The sequence below is a fragment of the Microbacterium sp. Z10_103 genome (assembly GCF_058310455.1).
On record NZ_JBZEGK010000001.1, the window covers coordinates 1,460,497 to 1,475,044 of the forward strand.

At 70.6% G+C, this 14,548-nt stretch carries 10 protein-coding genes; 3 read left to right on the forward strand and 7 right to left on the reverse strand.

Annotation, left to right across the window (positions count from 1 at the left end; genetic code table 11):
• Positions 1-7 precede the first annotated feature (7 nt).
• From AC4FS2_RS06875 to gatC, 4 genes are all read right to left on the reverse strand, one after another.
• Complete coding sequence (locus tag AC4FS2_RS06875) at positions 8-1,264, reverse strand: DNA polymerase IV (protein ID WP_491152533.1); 1,257 nt, start codon at positions 1,262-1,264, stop codon at positions 8-10.
• A 116-nt stretch (positions 1,265-1,380) separates the two neighbouring features.
• Positions 1,381-2,895 (reverse strand): Asp-tRNA(Asn)/Glu-tRNA(Gln) amidotransferase subunit GatB, encoded by a 1,515-nt coding sequence (gene gatB / locus AC4FS2_RS06880; protein WP_491152531.1) that lies wholly within the window; start codon positions 2,893-2,895, stop codon positions 1,381-1,383.
• Positions 2,895-4,433: an Asp-tRNA(Asn)/Glu-tRNA(Gln) amidotransferase subunit GatA gene (gene gatA, locus AC4FS2_RS06885; protein ID WP_491152529.1), complete on the reverse strand. Its 1,539-nt coding sequence runs from the start codon at positions 4,431-4,433 to the stop codon at positions 2,895-2,897. Before gatA ends, gatB begins: the two co-directional genes overlap by 1 nt.
• The gene (gatC, locus tag AC4FS2_RS06890; RefSeq protein ID WP_484509068.1) at positions 4,430-4,729 is read right to left on the reverse strand and encodes an Asp-tRNA(Asn)/Glu-tRNA(Gln) amidotransferase subunit GatC; all 300 of its coding nucleotides are present in this window, start codon (positions 4,727-4,729) and stop codon (positions 4,430-4,432) included. Before gatC ends, gatA begins: the two co-directional genes overlap by 4 nt.
• A gap of 99 nt (positions 4,730-4,828) precedes the next feature.
• On the opposite strand from gatC, the gene AC4FS2_RS06895 reads away from it, so the two are divergent.
• A complete protein-coding gene (locus AC4FS2_RS06895) occupies positions 4,829-6,529 on the forward strand; it encodes a long-chain-fatty-acid--CoA ligase (RefSeq protein WP_491152528.1) in 1,701 nt (566 codons plus the stop codon).
• Between the two features lie 92 nt (positions 6,530-6,621).
• Positions 6,622-7,164: a hypothetical protein gene (locus AC4FS2_RS06900; RefSeq protein WP_491152526.1), complete on the forward strand. Its 543-nt coding sequence runs from the start codon at positions 6,622-6,624 to the stop codon at positions 7,162-7,164.
• A 79-nt stretch (positions 7,165-7,243) separates the two neighbouring features.
• Here AC4FS2_RS06900 and ligA read toward each other — a convergent pair whose 3' ends face one another.
• The 3 genes from ligA to AC4FS2_RS06915 form a co-directional block, all read right to left on the reverse strand.
• Positions 7,244-9,499 carry an NAD-dependent DNA ligase LigA gene (gene ligA / locus AC4FS2_RS06905; protein ID WP_491177809.1) on the reverse strand — a complete coding sequence of 752 codons (2,256 nt, stop codon included), beginning with the start codon at positions 9,497-9,499 and terminating at the stop codon, positions 7,244-7,246.
• Between the two features lie 50 nt (positions 9,500-9,549).
• Positions 9,550-10,647 (reverse strand): tRNA 2-thiouridine(34) synthase MnmA, encoded by a 1,098-nt coding sequence (gene mnmA, locus AC4FS2_RS06910; RefSeq protein WP_491152524.1) that lies wholly within the window; start codon positions 10,645-10,647, stop codon positions 9,550-9,552.
• A 460-nt stretch (positions 10,648-11,107) separates the two neighbouring features.
• A complete protein-coding gene (locus tag AC4FS2_RS06915) occupies positions 11,108-12,289 on the reverse strand; it encodes a cysteine desulfurase family protein (RefSeq protein WP_491152522.1) in 1,182 nt (393 codons plus the stop codon).
• Between the two features lie 52 nt (positions 12,290-12,341).
• On the opposite strand from AC4FS2_RS06915, the gene glgX reads away from it, so the two are divergent.
• A complete protein-coding gene (gene glgX / locus AC4FS2_RS06920) occupies positions 12,342-14,429 on the forward strand; it encodes a glycogen debranching protein GlgX (RefSeq protein ID WP_491152520.1) in 2,088 nt (695 codons plus the stop codon).
• Positions 14,430-14,548: the final 119 nt, after the last annotated feature.

Here is a 14,548-nt window from a genome sequence, read left to right on the forward strand (position 1 = left end):
CCCAGCGTCAGTCTCCGCCGGGCGGGAGGGGATGCGACGGCAGGGAGCCGCCGTCACGACGCGGGCCGAGCAGGGCTGCGCGGGTGACCGCGCCGCGGCCGAAGCGCGCCGTCGCGTCGTCGAGCGCGTCTTCGACGGCCCGCCATTCCTCGTCGTCATCCCACAGGCCGAGCGGACCGGCGGCCGAGCGCAGCTTCTCTCCCCGCACGCCTACCAGCCGGACCGGCAGCGGGCGCGGGATCGCATCGAACATCTCGATCGCAGCCTCGCCGATGCGTTGCCCGACAGCGGTCGGCTCGGCGAGGGTGCGCGATCGGCTCAGCGTCGTGAAATCGGAGAACCGCACCTTGATCGCCACCGTCGAGGTCTCCACGCCGTGGCGTCGAAGCCGAGCGCCCACACGGTCGGCCAGCCGGCGGAGCTCCACATGCAGGACGCGCGTGTCGGCGATGTCCTCGGAGAACGTCTCCTCGTGGCCGATGCTCTTCTCGACGCGTTCGGTGTGCACCTCACGCGCGTCGATCCCGTGGGAAAGCTGCCACACCCGCTCCCCCATCGCGGGGCCGAGGGCCCGGTCCAGGAGCGGGCGCGAGGAGGCCAGGACGTCGGCCACCGTCCGGATGCCCCGCGACTCGAGAGCATCGGCCGCCTTGGGGCCCACCCCCCAGAGTGCCCGCACGGGCCGCGCGGCCAGGAACGCCTGCGTATCGGCTTCGGCGATGATGAGGACGCCGTCGGGCTTGCTGATGGTGGAGGCGATCTTCGCCACGTGCTTGGTGGACGCCGCTCCCACGCTGCAGGTGAGCCCGGTCTCCTCGAGGACCCGGGCGCGCAGCATCCGCGCGATCTCCCCGGGACTCCCCCACAGCCGGCGGGCACCGCGCACGTCGAGGAACGCCTCGTCGATGGAGAGGGGCTCCACGAGCGGGGTGAAGTCGCGGAAGATGGCCATCACGCGGCTGGACAGCTCGGTGTACCGATCGAAGTGCGGCGGAACGACGGTGGCGGTGGGACAGAGCCGCAGGGCCTGCGAGACCGGCATCGCCGAGCGGACGCCGAACCGTCGGGCTTCGTACGAGGCGCTGGAGACGACGCCGCGTCCCTCCGGGGCTCCGACGATGATCGGCTTGCCGCGCAGCGACGGATCGTCGAGGATCTCGACCGACGCGTAGAACGCATCCATGTCGACGTGCAGGATCCCCGCGCCGGTGTCGTCGGCACCCGCGGCGGAGACGATGCGCCCCGATCCATCGCCGCGTCCCATGTGATCTATTCTCCCGTGGAGCGCCGACATCCAGCGACGGCCCCACGACGAAAACGCCCGGACCAGGACCCGGCGACTCCGGATGCTCCTGATTCGGGCGTTTCGCCTGATTCGGCTTACTCGGCGGCGCGCTCGAGGACGAGTTCGCGCACGCGCGCCGCGTCCGCCTGGCCCCGCATGGCCTTCATGACCGCGCCGATCACGGCCCCGGCTGCCTGAACCTTGCCGTCGCGGATCTTCGCCAGCACGTCGGGCTGGGCTGCCAGGGCCTCGTCGATGGCTGCCAGGAGCGCGCCGTCGTCGGACACGACCGCAAGGCCGCGCGCATCCACGACCTCCTGCGGGGTGCCCTCCCCGGCGATGACGCCCTCGAGCACCTGGCGGGCGAGCTTGTCGGTCAGCGTGCCCGCGTCGACGAGCTTCTGGAGGGCGGCGACGTTCTCCGGCGAGACGAGGTCGGTCGCCTCACGGTTCTGGGCGTTCGCGATGCGGCTGATCTCACTCATCCACCACTTGCGCGCCGCGGCGGGCGACGCGCCGGCAGCCACCGTGGCACCGACCTCCGCGAGCAGGCCCGCGTTGACGACGCCCTGGAAGTCGATGTCGGCGAAGCCCCACTCGCCCTGCAAGCGGCGGCGGCGGGCGGCCGGCGGCTCGGGCAGGGCCGCGCGGAGTTCTTCGATGAGCTCCTCGGAAGGAGCGACGGGAAGCAGGTCGGGCTCGGGGAAGTACCGGTAGTCATCGGCGTCCGACTTGGGCCGGCCGGGCGACGTGGTGCCGGTGTCCTCGTGCCAGTGACGGGTCTCCTGGATGATCGTGCCTCCGGCGGCGAGGATCGCCGCCTGGCGCTGGATCTCGTACCGCACCGCGCGCTCGACCGATCGCATCGAGTTGACGTTCTTCGTCTCCGTGCGCGTGCCGAGCTTCTCCTGCCCGCGCGGACGCAGGGAGACGTTCGCGTCGCAGCGCAGGTTTCCCCTCTCCAGCCGGGCCTCGGAGATGCCGAGGGACAGGACGATGTCGCGGATGGTCTGCACGTACGCCTTCGCCAGTTCCGGGGCCGAGTGCTCGGCGCCGAAGATCGGCTTGGTGACGATCTCCACGAGCGGCACACCCGCACGGTTGTAGTCCACGAGGGAGTACTCCGCGCCCTGGATCCGACCGGTCGAGCCGCCCACGTGGGTCAGCTTGCCCGCATCCTCCTCCATATGGGCGCGCTCGATCGGCACGGTCACGAGGGTGCCGTCGGGCAGCTCCACTTCGACGGAGCCCTCGAAGGCGATGGGCTCGTCGTACTGCGAGATCTGGTAGTTCTTGCCGAGGTCGGGATAGAAGTAGTTCTTCCGCGCGAAGCGGCTGGAGGGAGCGATCGAGCATCCCAGCGCGAGCCCGAGCGAGATCGAGAACCGCACCGCCTGCTCGTTGACCACCGGCAGCGCACCGGGGAGTCCCATGTCCACCGGTGCGACGAGGGTGTTGGGAGCGGCGTCGTGGTTGTCGGAGTGGGCGGGGTTCGGCGCTCCGGAGAACATCTTCGTGCGCGTGTTCAGTTCGACGTGCACCTCGAAGCCGAGCACGGGCTCGAACAGCTCCAGTGCCTCATCGAAGCCCATCAGCGTGTCTTTCGCCATCAGCGGCTCCCTCCGTTCGGTCCCTGAGCTTGTGGAAGGGCAGGTGCGCGGTCCAGCAGCGGACCGCCCCACTCCTCCACGAGCAGCGTCTCCAGAGCGGCGCCCACGCGGTACAGGCGGGCATCCTCCCGCGCCGGAGCGAGGAACTGGATGCCGACGGGCAGCCCGTCCTCCGCGGCCAGGCCGGAGGGGATCGAGATCCCCGGCACACCGGCGAGGTTCGCCGGGATGGTCGTGACGTCGTTGAGGTACATCTGCAGCGGGTCATCGATCTTCTCGCCGAAGCGGAAGGCCGTCGTCGGCGCCGAGGGCGTCGCGATGACGTCCACCTGCGCGAAGGCGGCGTCGAAGTCGGCCTGGATGAGGGTGCGCACCTTCTGGGCGCTGCCGTAGTACGCGTCGTAGTATCCGGCCGACAGCGCGTAGGTGCCCAGGATGATGCGGCGCTTGACCTCGTCGCCGAAGCCCGCGTCGCGGGTGGCGGCCATGACCTCCTCCACGGTGGCAGCGGCGTGCGGGGTGACCCGCATCCCGAACCGCACCGAGTCGAACTTCGCCAGGTTGCTGGAGGCCTCCGCCGGGAGGATCAGGTAGTACGCCGCGACGCCGTACTCGAAGTGCGGCGCGTTGACCTCGACGATCTCGGCACCCTGGGCCTCCATCGCCGCGAGCGCATCGCGGAACGACGACGCCACGCCCGCCTGGAAGCCGCTGTCGGGGAGTTCGCGGATGACACCGACCTTCAGTCCCTTCAGGACCTCCCCGGTGGCGCCGTCGCGCGCGGCGTCGGCGAACGACGGCCATGCGTCGGTCAGCGAGGTGGCGTCATGCGGATCGTGTCCGGCGATGACGTCGTGCAGGAGCCCCGCGTCCAGCACCGTGCGCGTGACCGGCCCGACCTGGTCCAGGCTCGAGGCCAGCGCGATGGCGCCGTAGCGGCTGACGCCGCCGTAGGTCGGCTTCATCCCGACCGTGCCGGTGACGTGTGCGGGTTGGCGGATGGAGCCGCCCGTGTCGGAGCCGAGGGCCAGCGGCGCCTCGAACGCGGCCACCGCCGCCGCCGATCCGCCGCCGGAGCCGCCGGGGATCCGGTCGCGGTCCCACGGGTTGCGCGTCGGACCGTAGGCGGAGTGCTCGGTGGAGGACCCCATCGCGAACTCGTCCATGTTCGTCTTGCCCAGCGGCACGAGGCCGGCCGCGCGAGAGCGCGCAACGACCGTCGCATCGTACGGCGAGAGGTACCCCTCGAGGATCTTCGAGCCGCTCGTGGAGGGCATGTCGGTCGTGACCAGCACGTCCTTGATGGCCAGCGGCACGCCCGCGATCGGGCCGAGCTCCTCGCCGGCCGCGCGACGGCGGTCGATGTCGGCGGCTACGTCGAGAGCTCGGGCGTTGACATGCAGGAAGGCGTGCAGGTCGCCGTCGACGGCGGCGATCCGGTCGAGGTGCGCCTGCGTGGCCTCCACGCTGGAGACCTCCCCCGCGGACAGGCGCGCGGCGAGGTCGGACGCGCTCAGGCGCGTGAGGTCGTCGGTCACTGCTCCTCCCCCAGGATCGCGGTCACGCGGAAGCGGTTATCCGCCGCATCCGGGGCGTTCTGCAGTACCTCGTCCAGGCTCAGCACGTCGCTCGGCACGTCGGTGCGGAACACGTTCTGCAGCGGGATCGGGTGACTGGTCGCCACGACGTCGGGGGTGGCGACCTCCGACACCTTCGCGATGTTGTCGACGATCACGTCGAGCTGACCGGTGAGACGCTCGACCTCCTCGTCGCTGAGCTGGATCCGGGCGAGCACACCGAGGTGGCGCACGAGATCGGGGGTGATTTCAGACACCCCTCCAGTCTAGGTTCTGTGCGCGATGGGCCACATTCGCCCGCACCCGCCCGCCGGCGCCGTCGCTGACCCTCCGCTCGAACGAAATAGGGTGGCGAGATGACCACGTACGACCCGCCCCGGCCCTGGATTCGCAGCTACGCCGACGGTGTACCCGAAGACCTCGACCCGGTCTCCGGATCGCTCGGCGACATCGTGGCAGCGTCCGCGCGCGACTACCCGGATGCCCCGGCTCTCGAGTTCTTCGGACGAACCACGTCGTACCGCGAACTCGAGGAGCAGATCGCGCGTGCGGCCGCCGGCCTCCGTGCCCAGGGCGTGCACGCGGGCGATCCGGTGGCGATCGTGCTGCCGAACTGCCCTCAGCACATCGTGGCGTTCTACGCGATCCTGCGGCTGGGCGCCGTCGCCGTGGAGCACAACCCGCTCTACACCGCGCGCGAGCTCCGCAAGCAGTTCGAGGACCACGGTGCCAAGCACGCGATCGTGTGGAGCAAAGTGGTCGGCACGGTTCAGGAATTCCCCGAGGACCTGCGCGTCGACACGCTCGTATCCATCGACGTGACGCGTGCCATGCCGTTTCGCACGCGTGCCGCGTTGCGCCTCCCCGTGGCGCGGGCCCGCGAATCGCGGGCCGCTCTCCACGCGAAGGTCTCCGGGACCATGACGTGGGAAGACCTGCTGCGCGCGGATCCGCTCCCGGCGAGCTACCCGCAGCCGGCGACCGACGACCTCGCGATCATCCAGTACACCAGCGGCACCACGGGCACGCCCAAGGGCGCCGCACTGACCCACCGCAACCTGCTCGCCAATGCCGCCCAGGCGCGGGCGTGGGTGCCGTCGATCCGTCGCGGTGAGGGATGCGTCGTGTACGCGGTACTGCCCATGTTCCACGCGTACGGCCTGACCCTGTGCCTGACGTTCGCCATGTCGATGGGCGCGCGACTGGTGCTGTTCCCGCGGTTCGACCCCGATCTCGTGCTCGCCGTGACGAAGAAGCATCCGGCGACGTTCCTGCCGCTGGTCCCTCCGATCGCCGAGCGCCTTCTGAACGCGTCGCGGGAGAAGGGGATCCCGATCACCGGCACCGGGATCGCCATCTCGGGAGCGATGGCTCTGCCCCACGAACTGGTCGTGCCGTTCGAGGATGCCTCCGGCGGCTACCTCGTCGAGGGGTATGGCCTCAGCGAGTGCTCGCCCGTGCTCATGGCCAATCCCGTCGCCGACAACCGCAAGCCCGGAACGGTCGGGCTCCCGATTCCCGGCACCGAATGCCGCGTCGTGGACCCGGATGACCCGCGGGTGGACGTGACCCCCGGGGAACGGGGCGAACTCCTGGTGCGCGGCCCGCAGGTGTTCAGCGGCTACTACGGCAGACCCGAGGAGACGGAAGCCGTCTTCGTCGACGGCTGGTTCCGCACCGGCGACATCGTAACGATCGACGACGACGGGTTCGTGCGGGTCGTCGACCGGATCAAGGAGCTCATCATCACCGGCGGATTCAACGTCGCCCCGACAGAGGTCGAGAACGTCCTGCGCCAGCATCCGCGGGTCGCGGACGTCGCCGTCGTCGGGTTACCGAACGAGCACTCCGGCGAAGAGGTGGTCGCCGCGATCGTTCCGGACGGCGATGACGACGTGGACGTCGAGCAGATCCGCGAGTTCGCGCGGAGCGTCCTGACCGCCTACAAGGTGCCACGGCGCATCTTCCTCGTGGACGAACTCCCCCGCTCGCTCATCGGCAAGGTGCTTCGCCGTCAGGTCCGCGACCGTCTCCTCACCCTCTCCTCGGGTCGCTGACGGGCGACGCAGGGTCGACGCCGCTTGTAGGATCTCGCGGACACGCTCGTGCCGGTCATTCCCCTCGCCCGCAACCAGAGAAAAGGCGCACCATGACACACGACACGTCCGAGGACGTCGCGAACGAGGCGGCTCGCCGATCGCTGGAACAGCGAGTCAGCGCCCTCGAGTCGATCCTGCTCGTCCTCCCGATCATCCTGATCGAGACCCTGTTGGTGCTCGCGCTCTTCCTCCCTTTCGTCACCACGGAGGTATCCGAGGATGACGAGACGGCGAACCTGTTCGGCCTGATCTTCAGCCTCTTCGCTCCCGACGAGTCGGGCGAGCTCGACCGTGGCGGTGCGCTGTTCGGCGGCGCCTTCACTGTGCTCGTGATCGTGATCATCGGCGCGATCCTCACCGTGCCGATGATCGCCCGCCGGCCGCTTCGGGGACGGGCGGCGGTGGCCCCCCTCACCTTCGCTGTGCTCCTCATCCTCGGCACTTTCGGAGCCTGGGTGGTCATGGGAATGGGAACGAATGCCGAATACTCGCCCTGGTTCACCGAACCCGCACTTCCCGTGCTCACCCTGGCGACCACCCTCACCGCCCTCCTCGTCTTCCTCCCCGCATACCGCAACATGAGGACGGACTGAGACCGGCGTCTCAGCGACGGTTCCGGATGCCCGCGGTCTGCCGGACCCGGCCCGCCGATCTACCGGAAACTGCGGCGCATCATCCGGCGTCCAGCGCCGCCGGACCCTCCGTGACGAGGACGTGGAATTGCGCGGCATCGATGATGCGCAGCCCCAGCTCCTCCGCCTTGCCGAGCTTGGAGCCCGCTCCCGGACCGGCGGCGACGAAGTCGGTCTTCTTGGACACGCTGGATGCGGCCTTCCCGCCGGCGCGGAGGATCGCCTCCTGCGCCCCCTCGCGGGTGTAGCCCTCGAGCGACCCGGTCGCCACGATCGTCAGTCCCTCCAGGACCCCGCCCTCGGTAGTGGCCGCCCCGGGGCCGGGGTGGCCGGGGGTCGACAGCTGTGCCCCTGCGGCCGTCCACCGCTCCACGATCTCGCGGTGCCACTCGACCTCGAACCAGTCCGTCAGGGCGTCGGCGATGATGCCGCCGACGCCTTCCACCGCAGCGAGCTCATCCCGGGATGCTGCGCGGATCGCGTCGACGGATCCGAACCACTGGGCGAGGGCGCGCGCGGCGACCGGCCCCACATGACGGATGTTCAGGGCGACCAGGAATCTCCACAGCTCCTTGGTCTTCGCCGCCTCGATGTTCGCGAGGAGCTCCTGAGCCGACTTGGACAACACGAAGCCCGCGTCGCCGTCGAACGGCCCGTCCGGATCGAACGCGGGGTCGGTCTTCTTGCGCTGACGGCGGAAGGGCGACCGGGTGTCGGGCGCGCCGTCCTCGAGCAGCCGTGGCAGCCCGGTCTCGGCATCGCGGACGACGACGTCGATCGGGAAGAGGTCTTCAGGGCGCAGATCGAACAGTCCGGCTTCGGTGTCCAGCGGCGGCTGTTCCGGCCGCACCGGCTGGGTGAGCGCTGCGGCCGACACCTCACCGAGACCCTCGATGTCCAGCGCACCGCGCGACCCGATGTGCTCCACCCTTCCGCGCACCTGGGCGGGGCAGGCGCGCGTGTTCGGGCAGCGCAGGTCGATGTCGCCGGCCTTGGCCGGGGCGAGGGGGAACCCGCATTCCGGGCACTCCGCCGGCATGACGAAAGCGCGCTCGGTGCCGTCGCGAAGTTCCACCACGGGACCGAGGACTTCGGGGATGACGTCTCCGGCCTTGCGCAGCACCACCGTGTCGCCGATCAGCACACCCTTGGCCTTGACGACCTCCTGGTTGTGGAGCGTCGCCTGACGCACGACACTCCCGGCGACGCGGGCGGGCTCCATGACGGCGAAGGGCGTGGCCCGTCCTGTCCGCCCCACGGACACCACAATGTCGAGGAGCTTGGTGTTGACCTGCTCCGGCGGGTACTTGTAGGCGATGGCCCAGCGCGGCGCGCGGCTGGTCGCGCCGAGCTCGTCGTGGAGTGCGAGGTCATCCACCTTGACGACGACCCCGTCGATCTCGTGCTCGACGTCGTGGCGGTGCGCACCGTAGTGGCGGATGTACTCGTCGGCCTCCGCGGCGGAGGTCACCACGCGGAAGTAGTCGCTCGTGGGGAGTCCCCACTCCGCCAGCAGGCGGTACACCGCGCTCTGCGAGTTCACCGGCGGGTTCGGCCACGCGCCGATCCCGTGCACCGTCATGCGCAACCGCGACAGGCGCTCGTGCATCGCCTGCAGTTGACGCTCGTTCTTCCCTTCCGTCTTCTGGCGGAGGGAGCCGGATGCCGCGTTCCGCGGGTTCGCGAAGATCCGATCGCCCACGGACTCCTGGTACGCGTTGAGGGATTCGAAGTCGGCCACGTTGAAGAACACCTCACCGCGCACCTCGACGAGGTCGGGGTGCCCCGTGCCCTTCAGGCGTTGCGGGATGCCGCGGATGGCCCGAACGGTCTCGGTCACGTCCTCCCCCACGCGGCCGTCCCCGCGGGTGGCCGCCGACACGAGCCGGCCGCGCTGGTAGCGCAGCGACAGGGCCAGGCCGTCGATCTTGAGCTCGCACAGGTAGTCCACCCGCCGGCCGGCATCACGCTCGACCCGGGTCGCCCACGCCAGGAACTCCTCGTCGCTGAAGACGTTGTCCAGGCTGAGCATCCGTTCGGCATGCTCCACGGGAGCGAACAGCGTCCCCGACGCGGCCCCCACCGACTGCGTCGGGCTGTCCTGCCCCTGAAGCTCCGGGTAGAGGCGTTCGATGGCGTCGAGCCGCCGCATCCACTCGTCATAGGTGGCGTCGTCGACGATCTCGGCGTCGTCGCCGTAATACGCGTCGCGCGCCTGGAGGATGCGGGAGATGAGATCGCCCGATTCCGCGCGCGCCTGCTCGAGGGTCAGATCGGGAAGTTCGTCGCCGTTCACCACCCGGTCAGTTTAGGGATGACCTCCGACGCGGCCGGAGGGGTGGACACCTACGCGGGAACCGGTACCGCCGAAACCGTGCGGTCGATCGTGAACTGACCGATCACGCGGGTGCCGTCGTACAGCACCGCGGTCTGCCCGGGTGCCACGCCGTCGAACGGCTCGTCGGGCGTCACCGCCAGGGTGCCGTCGGCCCACGTCGCCCGTGCGGGCACGGGATCGGCGTGCGCCCGGATCTGGACATGGCACGTGAAGGCGCCCTCGCGGGGCGGGCGGCCCGCCCACGTGTACCGGCTGCCGGCGACCTCCGCCGTCGCCAGCGCCTCCTTCGGCCCTACGACGACCGTGTTGCTCACCGGACGGACCTCGAGCACGAAACGGGGCTTGCCGTCCGGAGCGGGCGTGCCCAGCTGCAGCCCGCGCCGCTGGCCGACGGTGTAGGCGTGGGCGCCCTCGTGCGAACCCACGACCGCGCCGGTGCGATCGACGATGGAGCCCTGTTCGGCGCCCACCTTCTCGGCGAGCCATCCGCGCGTGTCGCCGTCGGGGATGAAGCAGATGTCGTGGCTGTCGGGCTTCTGGGCGACCGTCAGGCCGCGCGCCTCGGCCTCGGCGCGCACGAGCGCCTTGGACGGCGTGTCACCGAGCGGGAAGTAGGTGTGCGCGAGCTGCTCGGCCGTCAGGACGCCCAGGACGTAGGACTGGTCCTTCGCCGCATCCGACGCCCGGTGCAATTCGCGGCCGTCGGGTCCGTCGACCAGAGCGGCGTAATGCCCCGTGCAGACGGCGTCGAAACCGAGCTCGAGCGCCCGCTCCAGGAGCGCGGCGAACTTGATGTGCTCGTTGCACCGCATGCAGGGATTGGGTGTGCGACCCGCGCTGTACTCCGCGATGAAATCGTCGATCACGTCTTCGCGGAAGCGCTCGGAGAAGTCCCACACGTAGAAGGGGATGCCGAGGCGGTCGGCCGCGCGGCGCGCATCCATCGCATCCTCGATCGTGCAGCATCCTCGGCTGCCGGCACGAAGGGTCCCCCCGGCGCGGGAGAGGGCCAGATGCACGCCGACGACGTCGTGTCCCGCCTCCACGGCCCGCGCAGCCGCGACGGCAGAGTCGACGCCACCACTCATCGCCGCCAGAATACGCATTCCCTCAGTCTACGAGCGCCTTCCTGTGGGCGGCGTGGGGAAGGTGGATGGGCGGGGCCGGTGTGGGGCGGGCGGCGCGGGCGGCGGGCGGCGCGCGGCGGCGGCCCGGGCTGCGCGGGCGTGGGGCGGGGGTTCCGCGTGCAGCCTGGGAGGAGATGAACGTTCGGAGGGCGAATCCGGCACAATCCGCCCTCCCAGTGCACATCTCCTCCCTAGCGGCTCGCCGCGGGACCGGCGCCCGCAACCACGAAGCCACGCCGCACAGCGGCCGCGTACAGCTAGGGAGGAGATGACCATTCGGGAGGGCGAATCCGGCACAAACAGCCCTCCCCAGTGCACATCTCCTCCCCAACCGCTCGCGCCCGGACCGGCCCCTGCGAAGCCACGGACCCACGAAGCCACGCGCCCCACCCCACCCCACTCCCGCCCGCCGTGCGGCGACGGACCGCGGGGCGCCGGATCAGCGGCGGGCTGCTCGGGATGCGGCAGCCGCCGCCCGCGCGTGGGCCTCCGGGAGCGCCGCGAGGAACGCCTCCACGTCGGCCTCCGTCGAGGTACGGCCAAGGGTGAGGCGCAGCACGGACCGCGCCTCCCGATCCGTGCGGCCGAGGGCCAGCACGACGTGCGACGGCTCGGGGACGCCGGCCTGGCACGCCGAACCGGTCGACACGGCGATGCCCGCCTGGTCGAGGAGGAAGAGGAGCGTCTCCCCCGCCGCATCCGGGAACAGCACGTGGGCATTGCCCGGCAACCGCCGCACCGGATCGCCCAGCAGCTCTGCCCCGGGCACGCGAGCGCGGATGCCCGCCACCAGCGCATCGCGGAGCCCCGACAGTCGCGTGGCCTCCGCCTCGCGCTCGGCTTCGGCCCGTTCGGCGGCGACGGCGAAGGCGATTGCGCCGGCGACGTCCTGCGTCCCCGCCCGCAGCGCCCGCTGCTGGCCCCCGCCGTGGACGAGGGCACCCAGCCGCGCGGAGCGCGACACCACGAGCGCTCCCACCCCGACCGGTCCACCCACCTTGTGCGCGGAGAGGCTCAGCGCGACCAGGCCCACCCCCGGCGGCGCGTCCCCGCGCCAGGCGGCGACGTCGATCGGCACGTGGCCGAAGGCCGAGACGGCGTCCAGGTGCAACGGAACGGCGGCAGAGGCGGAGGCGGCGGCCAGCGCCGCGGCATCCTGCACCGTGCCGACCTCGTTGTTCGCCACGATCGCCGTTGCGAGAGCCGACCGGCCGGCGGCTGCACCGAAGGCTTCCGGGTCGATGCGGCCCACCGCATCCAGTGCCACCGGCTCCACCCGCGCGCCCTCGCTCTCGACGAGCCAGGCGACGGTGTCCAGCGTGGCATGGTGCTCGCCCGCGGGGACGGCGATGCGGTCGGGCCGGTCGCCCCGCGCCCACCACAGGCCCTTCAGAGCCGTGTTGATCGACTCCGTGCCCCCGGAGGTGAACACCACCTCGACAGGGTCCGTGTGGAGGACCGCCGCCAGGCGCTCACGCGCCTCCTCCAGCAAACGACGCGCGGCCTGCCCGCCGCCGTGGATCGACGAGGCATTGCCCCCGATGGATGCGGCGGCGAGCCAGGCGTCGCGCGCCTCCTCACGCAGCGGCGTCGTTGCGGCGTGATCGAGATACACCGACATCGCCACCTCCCGCCGTAACGCGCCTGACCTACGGCCTAACTACTGTAGATCCATGGCGCGACCCGCATCCCCTTTCGTGCTTCCCGCCACCGCAGGCCTCCTCAGCCCTTCCCTCGACGGCCTCGGCGTCACGCAGGGGCCGGACGGCGGAACGTTGCGCGTCTGGTCGGCGCACGCCGACGCGATGGAGCTCGTCGTCTTCGATGACACCGACCTCGACTGGGCGGTGGCGACATTGGCGATGTCCTCGGCCGGCGGCGGCGTATGGACGGTGACGACCGAATTGCTGCGCCCGGGGGCGCGGTACGCGGTGCGCGCCGACGGTCCCGTCGGCCCGCAGGACACCTTCAACCGGGAGAGCCTGCTGCTCGACCCGTACGCCCGCGGGATCGTCACCGGCGGCTTCGGCGACCACCGCGCCGTGGTGGTCGACGGCGGGTTCGACTGGGGCGGCGTCGCGAAGCCCGGCGTCCCTCTTGATCGCACCGTGATCTATGAAGGCCACGTCAAGGGGCTCACCAAGCGGCACCCCGGGGTGCCTCCCGCTCTGCACGGCACCTACGCGGGCCTGGCGCACCCCGCGATGATCGAGTACCTGGTGGGTCTGGGCATCACGGCGGTCGAGCTGCTTCCCGTGCACGCGTTCACGACCGAACCGCGCCTGCTGCAGCTCGGGCTCACCAACTACTGGGGCTACAACCCCCTCAATTTCTTCACACCCCACGCGTCCTACGCGACCGTCGAGAACCAGCGGAACGGGCCCGAGGCGGTGCTGCGGGAGTTCAAGGGGATGGTCAAGCTGCTGCACGAGGCAGGACTCGAAGTCATCCTCGATGTCGTCTACAACCACACCGCAGAAGAGGGGGTCGGCGGCCCGCGATCCAGCCTTCGGGGCCTGGACAATCGGTCGTACTACCGGCAGACCGAGGACGGGGGTTATATCGACGTCACCGGATGCGGCAACGCGGTGAACACCGCGACGGACGGCGCAGCACGCCTGATCCTGGATTCGCTGCGGTATTGGGCGAACGACGTGCAGATCGACGGGTTCCGGTTCGATCTGGCCGCAACACTCGGCCGCGACGCCGCACACACTTTCACCCCGGACCATCCCCTGCTCCGGGCCATCATCGACGATCCGGCGCTGGCGGGCGTGAAGAAGATCGCCGAGCCGTGGGACGTCGGAATGGGCGGATGGCAGACCGGTAACTTCGGCGCCGGATGGCACGAGTGGAACGACCGGTACCGCGACCGGGTGCGGAACTTCTGGCTGAGCGACGTCGACTACGCGCGCCGCGCCGACACGTCACCGACCGGGATCGGCGGTTTCGCCACCCGGCTGGCGGGCTCGTCCAACACCTTCAGCGTCGAGCGCGGCCCCCTCGCCAGCATCAACTTCGTCACCGCGCACGACGGGTTCACCCTGCACGACCTCGTCTCGTACGACGTCAAGCACAACCTCGGCAACGGCGAGCAGGGCCGAGACGGCGCCGACACGAACCGGTCGTTCAATCACGGGATCGAGGGGCGCACCGATGACGAGCGGATCCTGGCCGCCCGCCGAAAGGCGATGCGCAACCTCCTCGGCACGGTGCTCCTCTCGGCGGGAGTTCCAATGCTGACCGCCGGCGACGAGTTCGGGCGCACCCAGCGCGGAAACAACAACGCCTATTGCCACGACTCGCCCCTCACCTGGTTGGCGTGGGAGCACGCCCCGTGGCAGCAGGACCTGTCCGCACACGTCCGACGGCTCCTCGAGGTGCGGCGCGAGAACCCGGCACTCCGCCCCAGCCGCTTCGCACGGCTCGGCGAGCACACCCCCTCGGCCTCCGTCATGGAGTGGTACGACGAGCACGGCGAGACGATGTCGACCGAGCGGTGGACCAACCCCGCCCACCGGACGCTGCAGTACGTCGCCGCATCGACGCCCGAGCGTGAGGCGTTCAACCGCATCCTGCTGGTCATCCACGGCAACGAGTCGCCCGTCGAGGTGACTCTCCCCGTGATCGCCGGCGCCGAACGGTTCGTGTCGCTCTGGTCAAGCGCGGACGAGCGCCCGCTCGAGGCGGGCGCGCAGTTCGCGCCAGGGGGCACCCTGACCATGACCGACACCTCGATGCACCTCTTCCGCGTGGAGTGATGCGCGCTCTCGCGGGGAGTGATCCAACGACGCGCGGCTTGTCAACCGCCGGTGTCCTTGTGTGCCGGTCGCGGCCGCCAAGGTAGGTTCGGATCGTGGCTCCTCCGACGCGATCTCCC